Source organism: Pullulanibacillus sp. KACC 23026 (genome assembly GCF_029094525.1).
Classification (GTDB): domain Bacteria; phylum Bacillota; class Bacilli; order Bacillales; family Sporolactobacillaceae; genus KACC-23026.
Genome location: NZ_CP119107.1, coordinates 1,149,341 through 1,174,548, shown reverse-complemented (window position 1 = coordinate 1,174,548; position 25,208 = coordinate 1,149,341). Strand labels below are relative to the sequence as shown.

Genomic DNA, 25,208 nt, shown 5'->3' with positions numbered 1-25,208 from the left:
TTTATTATAGTGGTATGTCCCCCCTTTCTATTTCATATAGTTTACCGAGGGGGTGGACAGCTTGAAATTGAAGAGAAAAAAAACAACCACATCTCCGAAAAAAATTCTGATCAGTCTTCTTGTCTTGCTCATATTAGGTCTTTGCCTCACCTACTTTTTGTATTCACGCCATTATCTGATCCGCTCAGTAACACGCACTTTTATGTATTATGAACAATCAGGAGATTATGGATCGTCATGGGAAATGCTTCATTCGGACATGAAAGCACAAATGAAACAATCCACTTATGTTGAGACTAAATCACAGATCTATTTAAATGATTTCAAAGCGCAATCTTTTTCATATAAAATCGAACATATCCGCCATTTATCGGCATGGCATCCTTCCAACTCCTCCAAAACTTATGACAATGTCTATGAAGTCACAGTCGCTCAAAGCTTTGATAGTCAATTTGGTGACGAAACACTTACCAGTCAGCTTTTTCTTGCACGCGATAAAAAAAATCAATCTAAATGGAGCATTCTATGGGACAATGACAAGTAAAAAATAGATGAATCTCCCAATTATAGAACGTCTTCTCACGGTATGAATAGAATACTGTAAAGCAGACTTCTAAAAGGGGAGATTTTCTCATGTCACGCCTTCCCTATCCAAACCCTTCGCTCCCAATTATGTATACAGCCATTGGTGATTCATTAACAGTTGGAAAGGGATCAGGATTATTTGCTCCGGGATTTGTTGAACGCTATGCCACAGAATTAGGTTATCTCGGCGCTCACCCAGTCTTACCTCATAAGTTTGCACGTATTGGTGCCACATCGGGTGAAATTCTCTCCTTTACCTTCAATCCAGGGATCACTTATTTACTAGCCGATTCACCGATTATCACCATCACTTCAGGCGGAAATGATTTGATTCAGGCCGGCGAACAATTTCTTAAGACAAAGGATATAAGACTGATTCCTGCTGCTATCCAGCAAGCCCTATCAAATAATGGCCGAATGATTCAACAGATTCTCGACCTTCAGAAATCCAAACACAATCAAGGGCAGGTTTATTTATTTAATATGTATAATCCCTTCCCCTCTCAGCCAGAAGCAGAGGAAGGGATACGAGCCTATAACAGAGCACTTGAACAGCTTCAAGCATATGGTGTAAAAATTGTAGACATCTATCACGCCTTTCAAGGACGTACACCCTATCTCCTCTCAAGAAACGATGTCCACCCTAACAGTGAAGGCTATCAAGTGATGACTGATGCCTTATTAAACACCCATTAATAGCCGAAAAAAAGAGCGCCAACTGGCACTCTTTTTCTGTGAAAATAATCACTGGGTTTAATCCACACTTGAATTGGCTATCCTATATCTAACTTAATTTTGACAATAGGAAAGCAGAGCTACCTAAATTTTAGGTTTCTCGAATAACTTTCTTATTAATTGTCTATAATGCTAATTTGCTGTGGACTCGTGATAGGGTTCTTTGTTCTGAAGCATGTGATAGACAATGGTAAGCATTCGGTGTCCGATGGCAACGAGTGCTTTTTTCTTTCCTCTTCTTGCAGCTAGCGACCAATACTTAATGGACAACCTTTTATTTCGACTTCTTGAAACAGCCCACGCAGCTTCACATAAAGCAGATTTAATATGAGGATTCCCTTTGACTGTCTTTGTACTTTTTCGTTTTCCCGCACTTTCATGATTACCAGGAGATAAACCTGCCCATGAGGCAAGGTGTTTGGAAGTAGGGAATTGTCCCATATCCACTCCTATTTCAGCGATGATAATGGCTGCGGTCTCTTTTTTAATACCGGGCATGGTCATAAGCAATTGCACTTCTTCTTGATAGTCCTTCAAAATGTCATCCATTCTCTTTGCGATAGCCGATATTAACTCTTCAAGGTAAATAATATGCATCCAAGATTGTTTAATAAGAAAGAGTTGATGTTCGTTTAATGTTCCAAACAGTGAATCGGCTATCATTTGCTTTTTATGTGCCATTTTCCCATGAATCTTTTGACCAACTTCTTCTTGATCAATGTACCCATTATCCATAAGTTGTTCTAAAAGCTTTCTTCCTGAAACGCCAAATACATCTGAAATAACGGTAGCTAGTTTAATATTCGAAGCCTCTAGAACCTTTTGAATCCGATTTTTTTCTGACGTCATCTGACCCACCCACTTTTTGCGAAGACGAGTCAAGTCACGAAGATTTCGAAAATCCTCGGGAGGCACAAAACTTTTTTCAATTAAACCATGTCTTAATAATTTGGCGATCCACTCTGCATCTGACACATCCGTCTTTCTACCAGGAACATTTTTAATCCTTTGGGCATTCGCCAACGTAATATCGAAGAAATCCTCTAAGATGTTATAAACCGGCTTCCAATAAATGCCTGTACTTTCCATCGCTATATGGGTGACCTCTTTTTCCTCTAACCACTTTAGAAGACGAAAGAGATCTTTGGTTAAAGTAGGGAAAGTTTCCGTTTCCTTCATTAGATCTGTTTCTGATTCCCCCATTAAGACACATGCCACAATCGTTTCTGAATGAACATCCAAGCCTGCGCAACGTTTGTACAACGTTTCCACTTCAAACCACCTTCATGTTTTTATTCCACAAACAGTGGAATGAATTTGAAGTTAGACATTTTTCTGTTCGTAGTCATCTCTTAGTAAGACAAATAGAGAGCTAACAATGGGTTGTTCACCAAATTCATTCCAACAGTTTTTTATACAGGGTAGAACCACCATTAAAGAGCACGTTATATACTCACTGTCTGTGGTATCTACATTATGGGGTGGGTACTCTATTTTCATTCTTGGGTTGAGAGCGAAAGATCATGGATGTTTTTTATTTCTATTCGATCATTCTCTTTCAAGGGAGCGCCTGGATCTAGTCCAAAACACTCTTGATTTGGATCTCCTCCTGAACTTCTAACTTCTCTTTCTGATAGAACATCGCCGCATAGAACCCTGCTCCTAGAAATGCAAGCAAAGCCAGGATCACAAATGTCCAGGAATACCCCATCCAAACTGTCAACGGGATTGACATAGGGGCAATCATTCTTCCAATTGTAAAACGAAGACTTGAAGCGGCAAAGTACTGACCACGCATGTTTTCAGGAGCAAGCTTCGAGACAAACCCTTCTTGAATCCCTACGACCATTAACTCTGCTGAGGTAAAGAGAACAATGGAAAGAAATAAAATCCAGATATTAACCGAGACACTCATTACAAGCATGGATACTCCGTAAAAAAGACAAGAACCAATGAACACAGACCGCTCCTTGTATCTTCCCATCCACTTCGTCATCAGTACGGTCAGAAGGGCAACAAGGAAACCATTTTCTGAGACGAGCCAGCTAAAGATCTTTGAACCGCCCGCTTGAAGTGACCAATTTCCTAAATGAATAATGGTCTGAGTCGGTACTTTGTCGTTTGCGTATACAGCAATTAATAAATCGAGTTGCATAAATGTTTGGGCAACTAACACGCCCGCCAAAATGAACAAGAGAAACAAGCGATCCTTGGCAATGACTTTATAATCCGACAGTTGGTTCAAGACGTAGCGCGTCCATTTGGCAGTCTCCTCTGCCACGACTTTTTTTCTGACAGGTGCTGTTTCATGAACGAACAGCTGAAGAACCGCTGCGACGGCAAAGGATGTTAACACACAAGCCGCCAACAGGGCAAAACGAGCACTGAAGAAGAGAAACCCGCCTATAATTGGTCCTAAGACAACCGAGATATTAATGGATGTATAGAAAACGGCAAAAATATGATTCCGGTGTTTCGCATCCACAACATCTGCCACCATAGCGTGGCTTGCCGGCCAATAAAAATTCCCACATAGGCCTAACACAGTAAAACTTATGAAGGTAAGAACAGGAGAGGAATACCAAGGCGAATTAGCAAGCGCAAAAAAGATAAAGGTAATCCCCTGACCCAAGGTAGAAAGTACCATCATCCGCTTACGTCCAAAGTGATCCGCACAATAACCGCCGACGAGCCCTAATACCACACTAATGAATTGGGTGGCGACAAGCAGTAACCCCGCCATTTCCTTCCCGAATGATTGTGAAAAATAGATCGCCATAAAAGGAAAGAACATCCAAAACAATAGGTTATTAGCGCCTTCCCCCAGTAAACGCACCTTCAAATTTATATCCCAATCACGCCACTTCATTCCAAATACCCTCCTAAGAACCTCTTTGCTGATTGACTCTAATCGTAAAAGTGGCAAAGACTTTTTACCCAAACTAAAGGGAATTCAGTCATCCTTTTACATAACTGTTAATTGTGTGACGGAGAGTATCACGTGCATCCTCGGGACCCGGTTTGTTAACTAACCAATTAAAAGGTTTAGGAAGACAAGCCCAAAGGGATGACTCTATAAATCCATAATAAAAAGGCCTAACAAGGCACACGTCCACAGCCCCGTTATAGACCTTAAAGTCTATTGATTACGGCCCCATGGTCCTCTCCGTCCAAGCTTTGAAGACAAACGAAATCAAAAGAAACAAAAACCGTTTCTACCCATTTCAGATGCTTTGCTTCGCCACTAACTGAACTAAGATTTCCATGAATGCCAACTCCTAATTGATAAGCTAAACTTCTAAGCTCATCATCAACCACATGATTCTATTGCTGTTATAAAGCTATCATATATTCTAAAAAGTGGCAAGATAAAAACGTTTAAGAAACAAGGAAACCAGCTGTTAAAATCCCGAGCGAATTTTTACCTTAAATCGCCAATAAAAAGCCCTGGTCGAAAGCGGCATTACGCCATCCAACCAGGGGGCATGTTCTTATCCCAATAAATTTTTCCGATTTCATAATGGTTTTGAAAGTTATCCGCTGCTATATGGTAGTGGAAATTAAACCAATAGCCATCTTTTGGCGGATGATCGCGGCGAACATGAAACTTAATAAGTTCTTGACCTGTCCGCTGATCGAAAAAGTGTAAAATGCGCTCACCGCTCCCGGCAGAAGGCTTTTCACTAACGCTTAGATTAAGAAGCGTTTCATAATCCAGACTTTGACCAATTTTGGCGACCGCTTCGCTAAATTTAGGAACAATCGTTTGATTGTAAGTATCGCCAATTCGATTCTCGATGACAGGACCAAACTTCTTAAGACCTTGTTCTTTGGCTTGCTCAGAAGCAAAATCTGATAATAAATCGATCAGCTCATCAGGATCCTGTGATTCCGAAACTAATGTTGACCAATCGTATTTTTTCCTTTTTCGAGATTCTTTGATGTCAATGATGACTTCATGACGGGAATCCGATGTTCCGTTAGGATTATTCTGACCCAATACATCCAAGTTTGCATTCGGATTTTCCCTTGGTACAGGATTAGCAGAGGGAACAACGGTACCCAATGTTATAATGGTGACAAAAGTGACTACTATTTTTCTAAACCATTTTGGCATGTCCATCCCTCTCCTTTCCCAATTGAATTTCTATCTTTATAATAGTCTACATATCTTAAAAAACGCTTAAGAAAAAAAGTTATATCTTACTCAAAAAGTCCCTATTGAAATCGTTTTCCTAATTCTATTTAACCACATTTTGACGCAAAAACCTATCCCTAAACACCGATTCCTTCTTTACTTTTCTGTGACGTTTGTAAAAAACTGGTTAAAATTCTAAGACCTTATTGATCATGGACCTAGCAAAAGAAGAGCGCCTAACAAGCTGCGACAGCTTATTAAACGCTCTTTCTGATTAAATGCCGAAACCGTAATCGGCAATCGTTTTAGGCTTTTTGTTAACTAACTGACTGGATGGCCGTCATCAAATACTGGTGGCACACATTCGCCACTTCACGTCCTTCTCGAATAGCCCATACAATAAGACTCTGGCCTCGTCTTGCATCGCCGGCAACATAGAGACCAGCAGATGCCGTTTCATAATGATTCTCAAGCGGCTCCTGTTTTTTCGGAATCATGTACTCCGTTTCAGACCCCTGGAAGCCGATCGCAATAAGAACCAAATCAGCCTCCCAGATTTTCTCAGACCCATCCACTTCTGAAAAAGCGCCCGTCTCAGGATCCTTCACCATCTCGATCGTTTTAACACCCTTTACAGCGCCATTTTCTCCGACAAAAGCTTGAGAAATGATCCCATATTCCCGTGGATCCTTTCCTAGGACCGTTGCTGCTTCTTCATGGGAATACTCAAGGGTAAACACTTGCGGCGGCTCTGGCCAAGGATTATTATCTGTACGCTGCACGGAAAGACGCGGATGCTTCCCGAATTGAACAACGCTTTCGCAGCCCTGACGAATCGCCGTTGCAATACAATCGGCTCCTGTGTCTCCACCGCCAATAACAATTACTCGTTTGCCCTTCGCATTAAGTGAAGGCTCTAGTGGAGTTCCATCCATAAGAAACTTAGTGCTTGCTGTGAGATAATTCATGGCATTATGAATGCCGGACAGTTCGCGTCCTTCAAGATTTAACTCACGCGCCTTTTGCGCACCCGTTGCAAAAATAACCGCATCATATTGAGCTTGAAGAGCCTCAAGTGTGATAGCTTTGCCGATTTCTGTGTCGCAGATGAATTCAATGCCTTCTTCTTGAAGCAATTGAACTCGACGCTCTACGATCTGTTTTTCTAACTTCATATTTGGAATCCCATACATTAAAAGCCCGCCTGGCCGATCATCTCTTTCGTAGACGGTTACAGAATGCCCATGCTGATTAAGTTGATCAGCTGCTGCCAATCCCGCAGGTCCAGAGCCCACAATAGCAACTGTATACCCTGTCCGATGAGCCGGAACTTTAGGTGCAATCCAGCCTTCTGAAAAGGCCTTATCAATGATGGCCTGCTCAATGTTCTTAATCGTCACGGATTCTGTTGGAATGGAAGCTGTACAGGATCCTTCACAAGGGGCAGGACAAGCCCGCCCTGTGAATTCCGGAAAATTATTGGTCAAAACAAGTCGATTATAAGCCTCTCGCCAATTGCCTCTATACACGAGTTCATTCCACTCTGGGATAACGTTATAGAGAGGGCATCCAGCTGTCAGTCCATTTGTGACGGTACCCATTTGACAAAAAGGGGTTCCGCAATCCATACAGCGTGAGGCTTGGCTTCTTAACTCTGCTTCGCTTGAGACAAGCGCTTCCTCCTGCCAATCCTTGACTCGTTCAGATGGATGGCGTTTTTTCGCTGTACGACGTGGAAGATCCTTAAAACCATTTGGATTTCCCATGAGCTCTCCCTCCTTTTATACGGGTTCGAATGTAGTTACAATGGGCGGAGTTTCTTTATGATTACCCATTGATTGATAAAATGCTTTTAATTTAGCATCATACCCACTTAATCCCTCTTCTTCAAATTGAGCCATTAATTCGCGCATTTGTTTGAATTCTTTTGGAATGATTTTAATAAAAGGCTGGCTGGTCTCCAAAATCGATAACAGGTAAGCAGCCATTGGACTATCTGTATAGTCAACATGCTTTTTAAGCAAGGCTTGAACCGTTGCCGTATCCTCCTCTGTTAAGGATTCCATAAGGAGACCGCTCATATTGAGGAATTCTTCATTCAAGGATTCCTTCAATAGATAGGCAACGCCGCCGGACATCCCTGCACCGAAGTTCCGGCCAACTTCACCGAGAACAACAACGGTACCTCCCGTCATATATTCACAGCCATGATCCCCAATACCCTCTACAACAGCTTGAATGCCGCTGTTACGGACGGCAAAACGTTCACCTGCTCCGCCGCGAATAAACGCTTCTCCAGCTGTCGCTCCATAGAAGACGACGTTTCCGACAAGCTTTTGACCATCCGGCTGCTTCATTCGGAGGTCTGGGCGAATGATCAAGCGTCCACCCGATAAACCTTTTCCAAAATAATCATTCGCGTCACCAACCACTTTAATCGTCACGCCTTTTGGTACAAAAGCCCCGAGACTTTGACCGGCTGAACCTGTAAGAGTTAATTCAATGGTATTATCAGGCAAGCCTTCTGCTCCGTACTTTGTAGAGATCTCATAGCCAAGCATAGTACCAATAGTTCGGTCTGTATTCGAAACCTTCCGTTCAAGCTGTACAGGTGTTTGAGCCTCTAAGCTTTCTTGAACATATGGAAGGACCTCTTTCACGTCGAACGTCTCTTCAATCTGATGATCTTGCTTCTTGCGTTCTTCTTTCCAATTCATATTAACAGTTGGTTGATACAACAATTGCTCAAGCTGAAGATGTTGCGCTTTTGGATGATTCTTAATCTCATCACGAATTTCAAGCAGCTCAGTCCGACCGACAAGTTCGTCAATGGTTCGGATTCCAAGAGCGGCCATATACTCACGCATTTCTTCTGCAATAAAAGTCAGATAATTAACAACGTGATCAGGGGAACCCGTCATTAGTTTGCGAAGCTCTGGGTTTTGAGTAGCCACCCCGACTGGACACGTATCCAAATGACAGGCACGCATCATAATACAGCCTAATACAACAAGCGGTGCTGTCGAAAACCCGAACTCTTCGGCGCCTAGAAGTGCTGCTAGAATCACATCTCGACCTGTCATCAATTTGCCATCTGCCTCGACAACTACACGGCTTCTTAGACCGTTTAGTAGAAGCGTTTGATGCGTTTCAGCGAGACCAAGCTCCCAAGGAAGGCCTGCATGCATAATGCTGCTTCTTGGTGATGCACCGGTTCCGCCATCAAAACCGCTGATTAAAATAACGTCTGCCAGACCTTTAGCAACCCCTGCTGCAATGGTTCCGACTCCCGCCTTTGAAACAAGCTTAACATTAATTCGCGCTTTTGGATTGGAACGCTTTAGGTCGTAAATTAATTGGGCTAAATCTTCAATCGAGTAAATATCATGGTGAGGAGGCGGTGAAATCAAGCCCACCCCTGGAGTCGAATGGCGAACTTCCGCAATCCAAGGATACACTTTATGAGACGGAAGCTGTCCGCCTTCCCCCGGCTTTGCCCCTTGTGCCATTTTAATTTGGATTTCTTCTGCTTCACTAAGGTAATGACTGCTGACACCAAAGCGCCCTGAAGCAACTTGTTTGATCGCACTGCGTCGATTATCCCCATTAGCGTCTAACTTATAACGGGCTTCGTCTTCCCCGCCTTCACCACTATTGCTTTTCCCGCCAATGCGGTTCATGGCAATAGCAAGAGCCTCGTGTGCCTCCTGGCTTAAAGCACCAAAAGACATGGCTCCCGTCTTAAATCGACGGAATATCGATTCGACCGGCTCTACTTCTTCAAGCGGTATAGATGCAATACCTTTTTTGAAAGCAAATAAATTACGGATATTATACCAGCGCTCATCGTCTGCTAATTGAGCAAATTTCTTGTAAGTTTCATAGTCATTGCGACGAGCAGCTTGTTGCAATAAATGAATGGTTTTCGGATTAAAGCGGTGATCCTCACCTTGAGGACGCCACTGCATAGCACTTCCAGACTCGAGGACAGGTTCACGCTGATTGTCACTCTCAAAAGCCTGAAGATGACGTTTTAACGTCTCCTCTTCTATCTCATTAAGTGTCACGCCGCCTAATTGAGTGACGGTTCCTTTAAAATAGGTATTAATGACATCCTCGCTAATCCCGATCGCTTCAAAAGTTTGTGCGCCCCGGTAGCTTTGAATGGTCGAGATCCCCATTTTGGACATGACTTTAACCACCCCTGAAACAAGCGTCTCAAGGTAGATTCTCTCAATTTCAAGATCCGATAACTCATCAAATAAATGATTGGATTGCGGTGATAGAAGCGTTTGAATCCCCAAATAAGGATGGATAGCATCGGCTCCATAGCCGAGTAACATCGCCATATGATGAACATCGCGCGCTTCACCGGTGTCCACAATGATGCTTGCTTTCGTACGCAAGCCTTGTTCAATAAGATGATGATGCAGCCCTGACAAGGCAAGCAAAATCGGCATCGAAACAGCGGATTCCTTCACACCGCGATCAGACAAGATGAGAAGGGATGCCCCTTCATCGATAGCCTGAACAGCGGACTTAAACAGGCGGTCCAATGCTTCTTTAAATGTCCGTTCGCCAGGAATGACTAGAACTAACGTAGAAAGCGATTCCGCAGTAAAACCTGCTCGTTGATGAGCATGGATCTGCTTGAATTGGTTTCTTGTTAGGAATGGTGTCTCGAGTTTAATGCGTTTGGCATTGGTTTCATTCGGATTGAGCAAATCACCTTCTGGCCCCAGCCAAGTTGTTGTCGAGGTCACACATTCTTCCCGAATCGCATCTATAGGCGGATTCGTAACTTGAGCAAACCATTGTTTAAAATAATTAAATAATAACGAAGGACGTTCTGATAAAACAGCCAGCGGTGTATCAATACCCATAGCTCCAATCGGGTCTTTCCCTTCAGAAACCATCGGCATGATATTTTTGTCTACTTCTTCATGTGTATACCCAAAGGCTTTTTGTATTTGAATAAGCTCTGGCAGTTCATAGGCAAATGGCTCTGAAACAGCCTCTTGCTTATCTTCTAAAAATTGAACATTTTCTTCAATCCATGTTTTATAAGGATTGGCAGTGGCGATCTCTGATTTTAAAAGGTCATTGGCAATGATCTCTCCTTTTTCGAGATCAATGAACAGCATTTCACCAGGCCTTAAATGCCTTTTTTCAATCACTTTTTCCGGCGCTACATCGATGACGCCAAACTCAGATGAATAGATCAGTTGATCGTCATCGGTTAAATAATAGCGTCCTGGACGGAGACCATTTCGATCTAACAAAGCAGCGATCTGCTTGCCATTCGTTAAAGCAAGGGCCATTGGACCATCCCATGGTTCCATTATGGCGCTGTGATACTCATAGAAATTCTTGAGAGATTCCGAATGGCGATCATCCTCCCAAGGTTCTGGAACAAGCATCATAGCAACCTGAGCCAAAGAGCGCCCTGTTAACGTTAAGAACTCCACCGCATTATCCAGCATCGACGAGTCACTGCCGCGTTCATCAATGATCGGTGTGAGCTCTTCCAATGGAAGGCCAAATACATCTGTCTTGAATTGAGTTTCACGAGCCTTCATCCAATTAACATTTCCTCTTAATGTATTAATTTCACCATTATGAATGAGGGTGCGATAAGGATGGGCCCGTTCCCAGCTCGGAAATGTATTCGTGCTGAACCGTGAGTGAACGAAAGCAAGGGCTGAAGTGAAGGACGATTGGTTAAGATCTTGATAAAAGGCGGGGAGGGCATCAGGTGTCACCATGCCTTTATAGACGATGGTTTGAGAGGATAGACTTGCCACATAAAACCCTTGTTCTCCTGCGCTCAAAAGACGTTTTTCAATCAATCGACGTAAAGCATACAGTTGTCTTTCGAATTGTTGTTCTTCCATTGGACCCGCTTTGCCGATGAAAACTTGCTTGATCGCCGGTTGATGATTTTGAGCCAATGGAGGGATCGAACTCGGATCTACAGGGACGTCGCGCCATCCCAATAAAGACAGGGACAAGCGTTCCATTTCCTCTTTGAAAACCGTTTTGATTAGCCCTATCTGTTCAAGATCTTGCGGCATGAAAAGCATACCTACCGCATAGTCGCCTTTTTTTGGTAAGCTAAAAGCAACAGATTCTCGAAAAAAAGCGTCTGGGAGTTGAATAAGAATACCAGCCCCATCTCCGCCTTCATCTGTATGGCCAGCTCGGTGATCGAGCCTCTTTAACATATCAATCGCTTTTTCTACAATATCGTGTGTTGGATTTCCTTTTATATTGACGTAGAAGCCAATGCCACAGGCGTCGTGTTCAAAAATTGGGCGATAAAGGCCTTGGGCAGATGGATACGAAGTCATTAGCGTCACTCTCCGTTCCGTTTTTCGCAAATTCAGATTTTTTCTATTTAAATTCATTGTACTTGAAATTCAACGTTCTAAACAATATATAATAAGTATATAAACATTCTCATATTGATATTGATTGGAAGGGGGGACCATTTTGGAACTGCGTCAGATCCTTTATTTCATCGAAGTAGCAAAGCGGGAGCATGTCACAGAGGCCGCCCAAAGTCTTCATGTGGCGCAATCGGCGGTCAGCAGACAAATTTCCTTATTAGAGGCAGAATTAGAAGTCCCTCTCTTTAACCGAGAAGGCAGAAATGTGAAATTAACACAAATTGGCAAAGTTTTTTTGGAGCATGTCGAAAAAGCGGTTGCCGAACTTGATATAGCCAAAGAAAAAATCGAGGATTACTTAAACCCAGAGCTCGGTGTGGTCCGTTTAGGGTTTGCAACTAGTTTGTCCATCCACACACTTCCTATTGTATTATCCCAATTCAGAAGCGATTATCCGGATGTGGCATTCCAGCTGCACCAAGGTTCTACCCGTTATTTAATTGATTCCATTGAAAAAGGCGAACTTGATATTGCTTTCGCTGCTCCTGTTCCCTTGAATCATGAATCCATTGAGGGAACCATCTTTTATATGGAAAAGCTATGGGCAATCTTGCCCGTTCATCACCCATTAGCCGAGTCCTCTTCCATTCGTTTATCGGATCTTAGACGAGAAGCGTTCGTCTCTTTTCGTCCTGGGCTCCCACTTCATGAAAGCGTTAAGGAGGCATGCAGTGCTGCTGGCTTCCAACCGAAGTTTACCTTTGAAGGGGAAGATATGGACACGATTAAAGCCTTGGTCGCTTCTGGATTTGGCGTCGCTCTCATCCCTGAACAATCGGCGCTTGAATTGTCACATGAGCTCGTACGAAAACCCATTTCAGAGCCCGAAGTTTCCCGGCCAGTTGGCATTATGGTCCCGCGAACACGTGAATTAGCCCCATCTGAAAAACTGCTATACCGCTATCTGAGAAATTTTTACAACCGACTCGATCGATTTGGTCAATAAAGAAAACAAGGCCGCGCCAAGCCTTGTTGCACTTGAATTTTTAGTATAAAAAAAGGATTGCTCTCATTAAAACGAGAACAATCCTTTCCTTATTATTTAGTTTGCTTCAGCTTGTGAATCATCGTCCCCAAGCTGACGGCGGCGTGCTGCCTCATTTACCTGTTCATCGGCGTGATAAGAAGAACGAACAAGAGGTCCTGCTTCACAATGACGGAAACCTTTCTCAAGAGCAATTTGCTTAAGCTCCTCAAACTCTTCCGGGCGATAATAACGCTCGACATTTAAATGCTTACGTGTTGGCTGCAAATACTGGCCAATGGTCATAATGTCGACATTGTGGGCAAGGAGATCGTCCATTGCTTCAAGAATTTCTTCTTTTGTTTCGCCAAGTCCCACCATAAGACTGGACTTAGTAGGGGTGTTCGGACTAATTTCTTTGACACGCTTTAACAGTTCAAGCGAACGGTCGTAGGTAGCAATCGCGCGAACACGTTTGGTTAAACGACGAACCGTTTCAATATTATGATTAAAAATATCCGGCTTCGCATCCATCAGCGTATGAAGGCTTTCATAATCCCCTTTCATATCTGAAGGAAGCACTTCTACTGTACACATGGGATTGCGTTTGCGAACAGCTCTGACGGTTTCTGCAAAGACAGCCGCTCCCCCATCTTGTAAATCATCTCGAGCTACAGCTGTAATAACAACATGGCGAAGCCCCATTGCCTCAACGGATTCCGCAACACGTTCAGGCTCCTGCCAGTCGAGCTCAGTTGGCCGCCCTGTTTTGACCGCACAGAAACGGCAGCCGCGAGTACAAACGTCACCCAAAATCATAAATGTAGCCGTTTTTCGAACAGCCCAACACTCATGAATATTAGGACATTTTGCTTCCTCGCAAACGGTATGTAAACGATTTTCACGCATCATTTTCTTTAAGCCTGTGTAGTTTTGATTCGTGTTTAATTTTATCTTTAACCATTCCGGTTTTCTCAAGTAGTCTTCTTTTTTGGCCATTCTTACGCCTCCTAGCGGGAATACGTGTAAGACTCATCCTCGTATTTTGTCTTTGCTAATTCCTCAATATAAGCCCATTGTACGTCGTCTAAGCTCAACGTTTCAAATTCGATTTGCAGTCCATCCTCAAATCCCTTCTTAAACGCCGCTCTCACATCATCCACTGTTACCTTAACATCTAAGACATCATTAATGGCGATCGCTTTATCACCAAAGCTATTTCGAGCGCGCTCTTTGACCCTTTCATTTGGATAAATAAACAAGTCAAACAACGTGTTCTCATCCACTTCAAGCGGGATCGAGCCATGCTGAAGGATCACGCCTTTTTGACGGGTCTGGGCGCTTCCGGCTGCCTTTTTCCCGTTAACAACCAACTCATACCAAGACGGTTCTTCAAAGCAAACCGCTGAACCCGTTTGTCCCAGTTTACCTTCTGGAATCGCAAATCCCGCTTCCATTCCAAGGTTCTGAAACCCTTTTAAAAGGCCTTCAGAAATCACCCGATAAGCATCCGTTACAGAGCTTGGCATCTTTTCATGCTGTTCACTTACAATGACACTATACGTTAGCTCACGATCATGAAGCACTGCTCTTCCGCCGGTTTGCCGGCGAACGATTTCAAATCCATGTCTCTTCGCCGCATCCACATCTATTTTACCTTTTACCCTTTGAAAATAGCCGACAGACAGTCCAGCCGGCTGCCACTCATAAAAACGAAGGACTGGCGGCAGAAGACCTTGGCTATGCCATATCAGCAGCGCTTCATCAACCGCCATATTCATAGACGGAGTAAGCACCCCCGTGTCTAGAAAAGCCCATTTTTCCTTCATAATACGTTCCTTCTTTCTAGGAATATAACCAATAAACTGGTAGAAACAGAATTGAATTAAGCACACAGAAAAAGCCTTTCAAAAACACTTCTATCTTAACAAGTAACGATTCGAAAAGTAAACCCACTAGCTTGTTGTCAAAACCTTCTTACTTTATCCGCGATAAAACATCTAGATGTAAGGATATGGAAAATTTTGTTCGCAAACCACCAAAAACAAATGTGGATGTGGGTCCAACACACCAAAACTGGGCATGAGCAGAGCCAAAAATGTGCGTTGGACGCTCCAATACACAAAATCAAGGTGTGCGCAGAGCCAAAAGTGTGTGTTGGACGCGCTCCAATACACAAAAACCGGGCATGGCGAGCACCCATTGTGTGTGTTGAACGCTCCAATACACAAAAACTGGGCATGGCGAGCACCCATTGTGTGTGATGGACACTCCAATACACACAAATGAGGTGTGCGCAGAGCCAAAAGTGTGCGTTGGACACTCCAATACACAAAATCAAGGTGTGCTCAGAGCCAAAAGTGTGTGTTGAACGCTCCAATACACAAAAACGAGGTGTGAACAGAGCCAAAAGTGTGCGATGAACGCTCCAACACACAAAAACGAGGTGTGCGCAGAGCCAAAAGTGTGCGTTGGACGCTCCAATACACAAAATCAAGGTGTGCGCAGAGCCAAAAGTGTGTGTTGAACGCTCCAATACACAAAAACGAGGTGTGCGCAGAGCCAAAAGTGTGTGTTGGACACTCCAATACACAAAAACTGGGCATGGCGAGCACCCATTGTGTGCGATGAACGCTCCAATACACACAATCAAGGTGTGCGCAGAGCCAAAAGTGTGTGTTGAACACTCCAACACACAAAAATGAGGTGTGCGCAGAGCCAAAAGTGTGTGTTGGACGCTCCAATACACAAAATCAAGGTGTGTGCAGAGCCAAAAGTGTGCGTTGAACACTCCAATACACAAAAACGAGGTGTGCGCAGAGCAAAAAGTGTGTGTTGAACACTCCAACACACAAAATCAAGGTGTGCGCAGAGCCAAAAGTGTGCGTTGGACGCTCCAATACACAAAATCAAGGTGTGCGCAGAGCCAAAAGTGTGTGTTGGACGCTCCAACACACCAAAATGAGGTGTCCGCAGAGGCTAGAACAAAACTAAACTAACGGACTTAAATTCGAAACACCACATGTTTATAAGGACAGAAACAAATAGGAAGCGTAGTCAAAATACGGAGACTCCTGCGGGAACAGTGCGTGTCCGAAGACCCCGCAAGCAAGCGTTTTTCTTGCGGAGGCTGAGGTCGTGCCCGCGGAAAGCGACGTATTTTGACTAGCGTTTCATAAATGACTTAACTTATAAATGAAAAACCGAACCCATCACATTAAAAAGTGTGAATAAGTTCGGCTTTTTCTATTCGTAACATACTCCTGCCCCAGCCTCATTGATTTTTATTATTCAATAATCGGTAGATACTCGATTACTGACCAAACATGCTGGTACTGTGCATGGGTTGGGTTCGTGCTTTGGGATCCATGTATGCTTTAGCATTATTAATTGCAGTCGGGCCTTCACCAAAGCCGGTTGCAATTAGATTGACTTTACCAGGGTAAGTGACCACATCTCCTGCCGCATAAACCCCTTCAATGTTTGTTTCCATTTTTGTATTGACAAGGATGGAATTTTTTTCGATCTCCAATCCCCAATCCTTAATCGGTCCAAGTGAAGAAATAAAGCCGTGGTTCACAATAACTGCATCCACATCCAGTTCTTCTCTATTTTCCCCTTTTGGATCCGTTAGGGCTACTTTATGGACACGCACATCATCACCAATAAATTCTGCAACGACACTAGGCGTCTTAATCGCTACACTTGAATTTCTAAGCTGTGTCACACTGTGTTCATGCGCTCTAAATTTATCGCGTCGATGCACTAGATAGACCTTCTCCGCAATCGGCTCAAGCATATTTGCCCAATCGACCGCCGAATCACCGCCGCCGGAAAGGAGAACTTTCTGACCTTTAAAAACAGACAGATCGTCAACAAAGTAGTGAAGATTTTTCCCTTCATAATAATCGGCTTTATCGACATCTAAACGACGTGGTTGGAACGCCCCAACCCCCGCAGTCAGGATAACCGTTCTTGTATGATGGGCTTCTCCAGAATCTGAAACAAGCGTAATCGTCCCATCCTCATTTTTTTTGAGCTCCATAATAGTTTGGTCCAGAATAACTGTCGGGTCAAACTGAAGCGCCTGTTCTTTTAGCTGATTCACCAATTCTTGAGCTTTAATTTTTGGAAAGCCCGCCACATCATAAATAAGTTTTTCTGGATAAAGGGCTGACAGTTGCCCTCCTAATTGCGGCATACTCTCAATAATTTTAGTTTTCATTTGGCGAAGACCACCGTAAAAAGCCGTAAAAAGGCCAGTAGGTCCCCCGCCAATAATTGTGACATCAAACAGTTCTTTCTCTCCACTCATCACACATTCTCCTCTGGCAAAAACCATATTTCAGGCATTGTTATCTATTATAAAACTTAGGATTGTCTACTTCAGCTCTATTACCAGCATCTGAACTCGAAAGCTTAAGATCTTCCAGCCTGCTTCTTTAAAGTTTAGAAAAAATAGTGGCTAATATCAAGTTTTAAACACTTTCAATCCCCATCAAGCATATTGAAAATACCGCCTAACACACTGCCTTCACCGCGCCTTTCACCAACAGGGTTTTGCGGCATGGCACTAAAGACACGACTGGCCAATCGGCTGAACGGAAGAGATTGAACCCAAACTGTTCCAGGCCCTTCCAATGTGGCAAAGAATAGGCCTTCACCGCCAAACAAGGCCGTTTTAATTCCTTTGACAAATTGGATGTCATAGTTTACCTGCCCTGTCATGGCAACAAGGCAGCCTGTATCGACTCTGAGGCGTTCCCCGTAACCTAATTCCACTTTCTTGATAGTACCGCCCGCATGTATAAAGGCCAATCCGTCTCCTTCAAGGCGTTCCATGATAAAGCCCTCACCGCCGAAGAAGCCAGCCCCGAGTTTGCGCTTGAAATCAATTCCAACCGAAACACCTTTTGCCGCACACAAAAAGGCGTCTTTTTGGCAAATGATTTTGCCATTGTACACACTCAAATCCATCGGGATAATCTTCCCCGGATAAGGAGCCGCAAAGGAGACATGCTTTTTCCCTGGACCAACATTCGTAAAAGCTGTCATGAATAAACTCTCACCCGTTAACAACCGCTTGCCGGCACCCAGAAGTTTTCCCATGATTCCCCCGCCTTGGTTGCTCCCGTCACCAAAAATAGTTTCCATTTCAATAGAGTCCTCCATCATCATCAAAGCCCCAGCTTCAGCAATAGTGGTCTCATTGGGATCCAATTCAATTTCCACAAACTGCATGTCATCCCCGTAAATTTTATAGTCAATTTCATGATTTACCATGACCAATTCCCCCTTAAAGTTCACCAAAAAAATTATTTAAATTTAGTTATTCGTTAAATCCTATTATATATCCTTGTTTCACGCAAAAGAGTCATGGAACATTTAAAATAGGAGCTTTTTTGATTTCTCGCACCTTAACCGTTCTTCTTCAAAAACAAGTCTTACCGGTCTGTCCACCAAAAAAAGTGCTCGCTTATCTTCTTATGTAAAAAGGAAAGCTGAACACCCTCACTGGGAATTCAGCTTTGACGATCATTATGATTTAATTTCACTTACTGATTGGTCAGAGATTATGAGCTCGCCATCCTTAACAGTCACTGTTACAGCTTGAACTCGGTCTTTTTCAATAAGAAGGTCTGCAATAGCATCCTCGATTTTTTCTTCAATAACCCGGCGAAGCGGACGAGCACCAAATTGCGGATCATAACCTAGCTCAGCTAATAAGCCTTTTGCTTCTTCTGATACATGAAGCTTAATACCTTGAGCGTCTGCAAGCTCTGCAACTTCCTGAAGCATGAGATCGACAATGGCAATTAAGTTCTCCTTCGAAAGCGCCTCAAAGCGGACAATACCATCAAATCGGTTTAAAAATTCTGGACGGAATGAGAGTTTCAAGTCTTCAAAGCGATCTTTCTCTTGAACGGAAGGATCCTCTTGTGCTCCGAAACCAACCTTTATTGGTTTTACAGCGCCCACACCGGCATTGCTTGTCATGATGATCACCGTGTCTTTAAAACTTACGGTGCGACCTTGACTATCCGTTAAACGGCCATCTTCAAGAATTTGCAGGAACATATTCTGAACATCCGGATGCGCTTTTTCGATCTCGTCAAGCAAGATGAGGCTGTATGGCTTACGGCGCACTTGCTCCGTTAATTGACCGGCATCCTCATGCCCAACGTAGCCAGGAGGGGAACCAATTAACTTGGAGACAGAATGCTTCTCCATATATTCACTCATATCAAGGCGAATCATCGCCTCTTCTTCACCAAAAAGTTCCTTCGCTAATGACTTAGATAGCTCCGTTTTCCCGACTCCTGTTGGCCCAACAAAAAGGAATGAACCAATTGGACGGTTATTACGGCGAAAGCCTGTCCGATTGCGGCGAATCGCCTTTGCTACTTTTTCAACGGCCTTTTCTTGTCCGATCACTTGAGCATTTAAGCGTTCAGCTAGATCACGCATCTTCGTCTTTTCATCTTGCTCAAGACGACGAACAGGGATCCCTGTTTTTTCTTCGATTAATAGTTGGATAGTTTCAACATCAACTTTTGGCGTTTCCTCTTCGGTTGCTGAGTTCTCTAATTGCTTTTGTAAAGCTATTTCCTCATCTCTGAGCTTAGCCGCGCGCTCATAATCCTCTTGAGCTGTTGCTTTTAATTTTTCATCAGCAATCTGTTCCAGTCTTTCCTGAATACCGTTCTTCGATTGACTGCTGGACGCAAGATTAATTTTTGAACCCGCTTCATCCATGAGATCGATCGCCTTGTCCGGTAAAAAGCGATCTTGAATATAGCGGCTGGAAAGTGTGACACATGCCTCAATCGCTTCATCACTATAGGCTACTTGATGAAAGTCTTCATAGCGCGACTTCAAACCTTTTAGAATATCAATAGCTTCATCCTTACTAGGCTCATTCACCATAATCGGCTGGAATCGACGCTCCAAAGCCGCATCTTTTTCTATTTTGCGGTATTCCTTTAACGTCGTTGCTCCGACAACTTGCAGTTCACCGCGTGCCAAAGCTGGTTTCAAAATATTTCCGGCATCAGAAGACCCTTCTGCAGAACCGGCGCCGACAAGCTGGTGAATCTCATCTATAAATAAAATAACATTTGGACGTTCTTGTAATTCTTTAATCAACTGCTTCATGCGCTCTTCAAACTGACCGCGGATGCCTGTCCCTGCAACAAGCGAGGCGACATCAAGCACATAAATTTCTTTATTTTTAAGCTTTGCAGGAACTTGGCCCTCATGAATACGAAGGGCGAGTCCTTCAGCAATAGCTGTTTTACCAACCCCTGGCTCACCAATCAGAACCGGATTGTTTTTATTGCGACGGTTTAGCGTTTCGATCACACGCTGCACTTCTTGGTCGCGGCCAATCACTGGATCAATTAGCCCAGAACGAGCGGCTTGTGAAAGATTTTTACCCATATCGTCAAGAAGCCCGCCTCGGCCTCCTTGCCCCGTTTGTGGATGCGCCATATTTTGCCCAGATGCTTGGCTAAAACCAAAGGACGGTTGAAAGGATTTAAATAGATCCTCCATCGAAAAACCTCCTTGGCTATATAAAGAAGGTGTTTTTTGTTTCATTTCTTTATAGCAGGATTCACAGAGATTGTAAGTCGCACTTTGCTGATTGATACGAACTCTCAAATTCATGACAGCTTGATTTTCATGACAACGATCACATCTCATCGAACATTCCTCCTGAATTAATTAAGTTTGATTTGTGAGTTAAGTTAAGCAATCTCGATAAAGTCCGTTAGCTTGTATTCCCCCTAACGCTGACTTTGACTAACTTTGACCTTTAGGTCCTAAAAATACTCTAAATCATTTGCCTAGCCCTGTCAATCTTAATGATCATTAGGATAAGGTAAACAATATAGAGTTCGAGGCTTTCATTCGCCTGTAAGCCTATTATACTTTGACCTTTACTAACTTTCAAGTGTTTTGGTGATAATTTTATTAAAAGATAATCAAAACTAGTTAATAATAAGTATAAATAGATTAAAGTACCCCCACAAAATCAATTAGGCGTAACCAGAATACGTGATTACTCAAATGTGAGGTCAAAATGGCCCCTATCCGAAGAAATAGCGTCTCGAAGTTACCACTATTCTTGAAATCAGCCTCAAAACTAGCCAATAAGGAATCCCCGTTACACTTAAATCAAACGAGCGTAACGAGGATACGCTACCTGCCTCCAAACAATAGCCAAACACCCAATAGCTTGTCGTCGTTACCTCATATTGGGTGGACTGTGTAGGTGGCTCGGTCGTTAGTCAGTTTGAGTTGATTGCCCTCTTGTTTGACTTCCCCTATTTCTGTCAGAGGAATGTCATAACGTGCATAAGGAAGCGGGGCCTCACCGCTCGTTTCAACTGTTTCACCGCCGCCAATTAATTGGATCGACCGATTAGCCAGATAATCATCCGTGTCGCGGCTAATCTCTTGAATTTGGACATCTTCTAATTGCAGATAAGCTTGATCAATATTGTTTAATTCTTCTTTTACTATTAGAAGGGTTTGACCTTTCCATTGGCCAAGAATGTTTTGGATATAGTCTTCGTTTGACTGTTGATCGTTCATGTTGATCACCTCACCTCACATTATGTCCGACTCGAATTCAAATTATGAGGGGCATGAAAGGCAATCCATTTCAAGTGTCAGTTCTGCTTTTTCGCATTGGAAGACGGGGAACCTTGATAATATTTAGGGACTTCCCCTGTGACCGTAATATCACCAATCGGGATGTTTTTCTCTACCTTTATAGGATCGGTCGGAAAAGGCATGATGAGCTGAACCTTAGTTGTAGCTTGAACGTATAAAGTGAGATGCACAGAGTTAACCCCAACAGGCTTCACCTCCGACTTGACGTGCGTCGACAATTCGCTCAGAAAATCAAAACGAATAGGAATACGTGGACCCAGCCCTCCAAGCAAAGGCAAATGGGTAAGCAGCCCAAGGGGGATCTCAGTTGAATGTCCCATCGGCTTTTGGTGGATTTGGATTCGATTATTATAATTTGGCGGGAATGTAATCGTCCCATCCTCCATCGCATAAAGAAAATCCTCTAATCGCTGGGTCTTATCATGCAAGAAAGCATTCACCTTAGCTGTATCATACGAAACCAGGACCGGTTTCCCTTGGTTATTAGTCTTAGTGATAAAAAAATCTTGATAAGATTCTTTTGGTGTTTGCGTCATCGCTTCCGGGTTCTTTGGGAGATCCGTTAAGCGAGCGGTGCTTAAACTATAATTAAAGGCATAGGTCATCGCCTTTCTTGCCTCAAACTCTGCCATAGTCTTTAACGTTGGTTCTAAAATATGTGAGGCCAGTCTCAGCCCCAAAAAAGTCATAACTAAGTAGACCATTAAGGTTACTCCTAAAAGGACCGGCTTTGACCAAGGAACCGGCGCCTGTCGTTTCTTTTTTGGTCGGAACTGATTGTTGCGCCTCATAAATGTCACCTCAAAAGCTATATTATGCGAGGAAGGTGACCTAACATGTCTTATCCAGCCGACTTGTCTCTCTTTATAACGGTAAGAGCTTGATCCAACTAGCAGAAAGCAGTAACTATTCAGCCAGCCAATCACACTTAAAAATAGGCAAGCCGGCGTGCCCTGACTGTACCATTTTCATGTAATGTTTCCTGTCATTAGGTTATAATAAAGTAAAAGTTTATTAATTGGGCATACTATCCCCCCTACATAATGTTAGTCATACTTATTGGGGCTTACGGCCGGTTTCATTCCTATCTTAGTGGTAACAATCCGGTAAAGCGGGATAAAAAATGGGAATCCTATCAAGCATTGGAGGTATTAAGATGCGCGAAAGACAAAAAGAAATCATCGAAGCACTACACGTTCAACCGACCATCGATCCTGAAGCTGAGGTTCGTAAGCGAATTGATTTTCTAAAGGATTATTGCGTAAAAGCAAAAGCAAAAGGGTTTGTTTTGGGTCTCAGCCTTGGGCAAGACTCAACCTTAGCAGGAAAACTGGCTCAATTAGCCGTGGATGAACTGAATGAAGAGCAGGGAGGCGGTTACACCTTCTTAGCTGTCCGCCTCCCGCATGGCAATCAATTGGACGAAGCCGACTCAGAACTTGTCTTTAATTTCATTCAACCAAAGGATCAAGTCATCTTCAATATTGAAGCCAGCACAACCGCTTTTCAAAACACGTTTAATGAAGTGAGCGACAAACCACTTAGTGATTTTCAAAAAGGCAATGTGAAAGCACGCCTGCGAATGATCGCTCAATATGCGTTTGGCGGCATGAACAACCTTCTTGTTATTGGGACGGATCATGCAGCAGAAGCGATCACTGGGTTCTTCACCAAATATGGTGATGGCGGTGCCGATTTACTACCGCTTTCGGGTCTTTCAAAACGACAAGGGAAAGCCCTTCTTAAATCATTAGGCTGTCCGGAACGATTGTATCTTAAAAAACCTACCGCTGATTTATTGGAGCAAAAACCACAGCAGGCCGACGAAACCGAGCTTGGCATCTCCTATGATGAGATCGACGACTACCTAGAGGGAAAAGATGTCACCGATCAAGTCGCAGAAGCGCTTGAAACTCGATATGCCATGACTCAACATAAACGGGAGCTCCCACCCTCCATATTCGATAATTGGTGGAAAGAACTTACGTGAATCGTTCATTAACTAAAATGGAAATCTAGATGTAGGAGGTGGTGTACATGGGAGACCGAACAGCTGATAAAAAAAGGAAGGGGCGTCAAGGCGACACCCGTCAAGAAGAACCGCTCTATAAAATAAAATCAACCGTCATCAGTCCACCCGAACCAACCCCGCATCCCAAGGATTATGAATCCATTGACTATTAAGCGAGCCAAAGGCAGCCCCTTTTCTTAGGAGCTGCCTTTTATTCTTTGTCTTTAGCGTGCATTAAACACTGGCTTCCTGACAATATCTTGCACAAGTTAAGCACACCTTGGAACAACGTACAGACATAGGGTCTTCAAATTGACCACATTCACGCCCGCAATGCTCACATGTATAAGCACATAATTTTATTAATGAAGGTGTTAAAAAGCTTTGTGCTGCCATATGACTGGCCGTAAATCCACAAATACTTGAACAATCGCGAAGAAGCTTCAACTGGCGACGGCGATCGCCTAATTGTTCTTGATCTAACAAATAGGTGATCATTTCATCACAGTGGAGACTGCAATGGTTAATGATCTGAATCAATTTCGTTTGATCAACCGTTTCCTTATAATCTTTCTCAAATAACCGTTCGTTCATATGACTTTTTCTAAAATCATCCAACACTAGGCCTCCCTCCTCCTCATTTGTCCTTAATAGGCTATTCAATGAGAAGAAAAGGGTATAGGTCAACTATCTTGTTATTATAAAAATCAGCATTAACCCATTCATTAGCAGGACGCCAATTGATCTTTAAACCACTGAACGCATCGATAGGTCTTGTTCCATTCAGGGTCGGCCTCCCCAATTGACCAGCAGGCAAACAAAGTACTTAAGGCAATGGCGGCTTTAAGCATAGACTTTTTGTCAAGGCTTAGCGATTTTGCTAAATAATCCACTCTATGCGCCAATCGTTTTTCCGGTTCGGTCTTATTATGTAAGTGGTTGATCATAAACGATACGCAATCAAAATAAACCGGGCCCACGACACCTTTTGGATCAATGGCAAGCGGGCCGCGCTCATCTGAAAATAAAATGTTCTCATGATGCAAGTCACCATGCAGAAGGCCGTTCTCATTTTCTTCTGCCAACAAGTCATCAAATAAGGCTTTGGCTTCCCATACCTCCTCCACTGGAATGAATTCTTCTTCATCAGAGTGTTCCGAAAGATAGCGATCAAGCCCCTTTGACCAATCGCGAATCGTTGGAAATTCACACATGTTAGGAACTGGTCTTCGGATCGCCTTCCACACCTTGGAAAACTGATGCAGCACTTCCTCTTCATCGGTTAATTCCGAGAGCATTTGCCCTGGAACAATCTGTTCAAGGAGCATGGCACCCTTATCATCATCGGCTTTTAACAGTTGGCAGCAACCCGCTCCAGCATACGCTTGCAAAGCCTTCCTCTCATTAGAAAAATCAAAAGAGGGGAGCCCGAGTTTTAATAGAATAGGGGTTCTTGTTTCATCATGGCCTTTTAAGACATAATTATAGGAAAGATTGGGAACTGGCATTAAATCAGACAATCTCCAAGCCTGCTGAATCGCTAGAACACGTTCGTTCAAACTTAAAAGCCACTCCTCCCCGTCTTTTCCAAAAGCCCCTTTTATTTTTCGTATAAACCGGTCTGGCAGGTCCATCTTTCTCCTCCTT

General features: G+C 43.4%; 19 protein-coding genes. 5 read left to right on the top strand and 14 right to left on the bottom strand.

Annotated features, from left to right (window positions below; all coding sequences use genetic code 11):
* Nucleotides 1-61: 61 nt before the first annotated feature.
* Together PU629_RS05115 and PU629_RS05110 are read left to right on the top strand one after the other, a co-directional pair.
* Entirely contained in the window at nt 62-544 is a 483-nt protein-coding gene (locus tag PU629_RS05115; RefSeq protein WP_275283201.1) for a hypothetical protein, read from the top strand.
* 89 nt (nt 545-633) lie between these two features.
* A complete protein-coding gene (locus PU629_RS05110) occupies nt 634-1,281 on the top strand; it encodes a GDSL-type esterase/lipase family protein (RefSeq protein WP_275283200.1) in 648 nt (215 codons plus the stop codon).
* A 171-nt stretch (nt 1,282-1,452) separates the two neighbouring features.
* Here PU629_RS05110 and PU629_RS05105 read toward each other — a convergent pair whose 3' ends face one another.
* From PU629_RS05105 to gltB, 5 genes are all read right to left on the bottom strand, one after another.
* Complete coding sequence (locus tag PU629_RS05105; protein WP_275283199.1) at nt 1,453-2,592, bottom strand: IS110 family RNA-guided transposase; 1,140 nt, start codon at nt 2,590-2,592, stop codon at nt 1,453-1,455.
* Between the two features lie 304 nt (nt 2,593-2,896).
* On the bottom strand, nt 2,897-4,189 hold the full coding sequence (locus PU629_RS05100; protein WP_275283198.1) for an MDR family MFS transporter: 1,293 nt from the start codon (nt 4,187-4,189) through the stop codon (nt 2,897-2,899).
* 594 nt (nt 4,190-4,783) lie between these two features.
* Entirely contained in the window at nt 4,784-5,437 is a 654-nt protein-coding gene (locus tag PU629_RS05095; RefSeq protein WP_275283197.1) for a YpjP family protein, read from the bottom strand.
* A 338-nt stretch (nt 5,438-5,775) separates the two neighbouring features.
* The gene (locus PU629_RS05090) at nt 5,776-7,224 is read right to left on the bottom strand and encodes a glutamate synthase subunit beta (RefSeq protein WP_275283196.1); all 1,449 of its coding nucleotides are present in this window, start codon (nt 7,222-7,224) and stop codon (nt 5,776-5,778) included.
* A 15-nt stretch (nt 7,225-7,239) separates the two neighbouring features.
* Complete coding sequence (gltB, locus tag PU629_RS05085; RefSeq protein WP_275283195.1) at nt 7,240-11,808, bottom strand: glutamate synthase large subunit; 4,569 nt, start codon at nt 11,806-11,808, stop codon at nt 7,240-7,242.
* Nucleotides 11,809-11,950: 142 nt separating this feature from the next.
* Here gltB and gltC point away from each other — a divergent pair, with 142 nt between their 5' ends.
* Complete coding sequence (gltC, locus tag PU629_RS05080) at nt 11,951-12,853, top strand: glutamate biosynthesis transcriptional regulator GltC (RefSeq protein WP_275283194.1); 903 nt, start codon at nt 11,951-11,953, stop codon at nt 12,851-12,853.
* A 96-nt stretch (nt 12,854-12,949) separates the two neighbouring features.
* On the opposite strand, the gene lipA is transcribed toward gltC, so the two are convergent.
* From lipA to yunB, 7 genes are all read right to left on the bottom strand, one after another.
* Nucleotides 12,950-13,870: a lipoyl synthase gene (gene lipA, locus PU629_RS05075; protein WP_275283193.1), complete on the bottom strand. Its 921-nt coding sequence runs from the start codon at nt 13,868-13,870 to the stop codon at nt 12,950-12,952.
* 11 nt (nt 13,871-13,881) lie between these two features.
* Complete coding sequence (locus PU629_RS05070) at nt 13,882-14,703, bottom strand: lipoate--protein ligase family protein (RefSeq protein WP_481900504.1); 822 nt, start codon at nt 14,701-14,703, stop codon at nt 13,882-13,884.
* 1,481 nt (nt 14,704-16,184) lie between these two features.
* On the bottom strand, nt 16,185-17,186 hold the full coding sequence (locus PU629_RS05065; RefSeq protein WP_275283191.1) for an NAD(P)/FAD-dependent oxidoreductase: 1,002 nt from the start codon (nt 17,184-17,186) through the stop codon (nt 16,185-16,187).
* 173 nt (nt 17,187-17,359) lie between these two features.
* Nucleotides 17,360-18,154, bottom strand: a complete 795-nt coding sequence (locus tag PU629_RS05060) for a TIGR00266 family protein (RefSeq protein ID WP_275283190.1) — start codon at nt 18,152-18,154, stop codon at nt 17,360-17,362.
* 255 nt (nt 18,155-18,409) lie between these two features.
* Entirely contained in the window at nt 18,410-20,575 is a 2,166-nt protein-coding gene (locus tag PU629_RS05055; RefSeq protein ID WP_275283189.1) for an ATP-dependent Clp protease ATP-binding subunit, read from the bottom strand.
* A gap of 549 nt (nt 20,576-21,124) precedes the next feature.
* Nucleotides 21,125-21,469, bottom strand: a complete 345-nt coding sequence (gene ymzB, locus PU629_RS05050; RefSeq protein WP_275283188.1) for a protein YmzB — start codon at nt 21,467-21,469, stop codon at nt 21,125-21,127.
* 77 nt (nt 21,470-21,546) lie between these two features.
* Nucleotides 21,547-22,254, bottom strand: coding sequence for a sporulation protein YunB (gene yunB, locus PU629_RS05045; protein WP_275283187.1), 708 nt, complete (start codon nt 22,252-22,254; stop codon nt 21,547-21,549).
* A gap of 452 nt (nt 22,255-22,706) precedes the next feature.
* On the opposite strand from yunB, the gene nadE reads away from it, so the two are divergent.
* Both nadE and PU629_RS05035 read left to right on the top strand, forming a co-directional pair.
* Nucleotides 22,707-23,540: an NAD(+) synthase gene (gene nadE / locus PU629_RS05040; RefSeq protein WP_275283186.1), complete on the top strand. Its 834-nt coding sequence runs from the start codon at nt 22,707-22,709 to the stop codon at nt 23,538-23,540.
* A 47-nt stretch (nt 23,541-23,587) separates the two neighbouring features.
* Nucleotides 23,588-23,734, top strand: a complete 147-nt coding sequence (locus PU629_RS05035; protein ID WP_275283185.1) for a hypothetical protein — start codon at nt 23,588-23,590, stop codon at nt 23,732-23,734.
* Between the two features lie 61 nt (nt 23,735-23,795).
* Here PU629_RS05035 and PU629_RS05030 read toward each other — a convergent pair whose 3' ends face one another.
* Entirely contained in the window at nt 23,796-24,182 is a 387-nt protein-coding gene (locus PU629_RS05030) for a four-helix bundle copper-binding protein (RefSeq protein WP_275283184.1), read from the bottom strand.
* Nucleotides 24,183-24,286: 104 nt separating this feature from the next.
* Entirely contained in the window at nt 24,287-25,195 is a 909-nt protein-coding gene (locus PU629_RS05025) for an aminoglycoside phosphotransferase family protein (protein ID WP_275283183.1), read from the bottom strand.
* Between the last annotated feature and the right edge of the window lie 13 nt (nt 25,196-25,208).

Bases quoted from the DNA above. Each gene is read 5' to 3' on its own strand.
- nadE (WP_275283186.1), top strand. From the start codon at position 22,707: ATGCGCGAAAGACAAAAAGAAATCATCGAAGCACTACACGTTCAACCG.
- PU629_RS05090 (WP_275283196.1), bottom strand. From the start codon at position 7,224: ATGGGAAATCCAAATGGTTTTAAGGATCTTCCACGTCGTACAGCGAAA.
- PU629_RS05095 (WP_275283197.1), bottom strand. From the start codon at position 5,437: ATGCCAAAATGGTTTAGAAAAATAGTAGTCACTTTTGTCACCATTATA.
- gltB (WP_275283195.1), bottom strand. From the start codon at position 11,808: ATGACTTCGTATCCATCTGCCCAAGGCCTTTATCGCCCAATTTTTGAA.
- PU629_RS05025 (WP_275283183.1), bottom strand. From the start codon at position 25,195: ATGGACCTGCCAGACCGGTTTATACGAAAAATAAAAGGGGCTTTTGGA.
- yunB (WP_275283187.1), bottom strand. From the start codon at position 22,254: ATGGTCTACTTAGTTATGACTTTTTTGGGGCTGAGACTGGCCTCACAT.
- PU629_RS05100 (WP_275283198.1), bottom strand. From the start codon at position 4,189: ATGAAGTGGCGTGATTGGGATATAAATTTGAAGGTGCGTTTACTGGGG.
- PU629_RS05035 (WP_275283185.1), top strand. From the start codon at position 23,588: ATGGGAGACCGAACAGCTGATAAAAAAAGGAAGGGGCGTCAAGGCGAC.
- PU629_RS05060 (WP_275283190.1), bottom strand. From the start codon at position 18,154: ATGGTAAATCATGAAATTGACTATAAAATTTACGGGGATGACATGCAG.
- PU629_RS05065 (WP_275283191.1), bottom strand. From the start codon at position 17,186: ATGAGTGGAGAGAAAGAACTGTTTGATGTCACAATTATTGGCGGGGGA.
- PU629_RS05110 (WP_275283200.1), top strand. From the start codon at position 634: ATGTCACGCCTTCCCTATCCAAACCCTTCGCTCCCAATTATGTATACA.
- ymzB (WP_275283188.1), bottom strand. From the start codon at position 21,469: ATGAACGATCAACAGTCAAACGAAGACTATATCCAAAACATTCTTGGC.
- lipA (WP_275283193.1), bottom strand. From the start codon at position 13,870: ATGGCCAAAAAAGAAGACTACTTGAGAAAACCGGAATGGTTAAAGATA.
- PU629_RS05055 (WP_275283189.1), bottom strand. From the start codon at position 20,575: ATGAGATGTGATCGTTGTCATGAAAATCAAGCTGTCATGAATTTGAGA.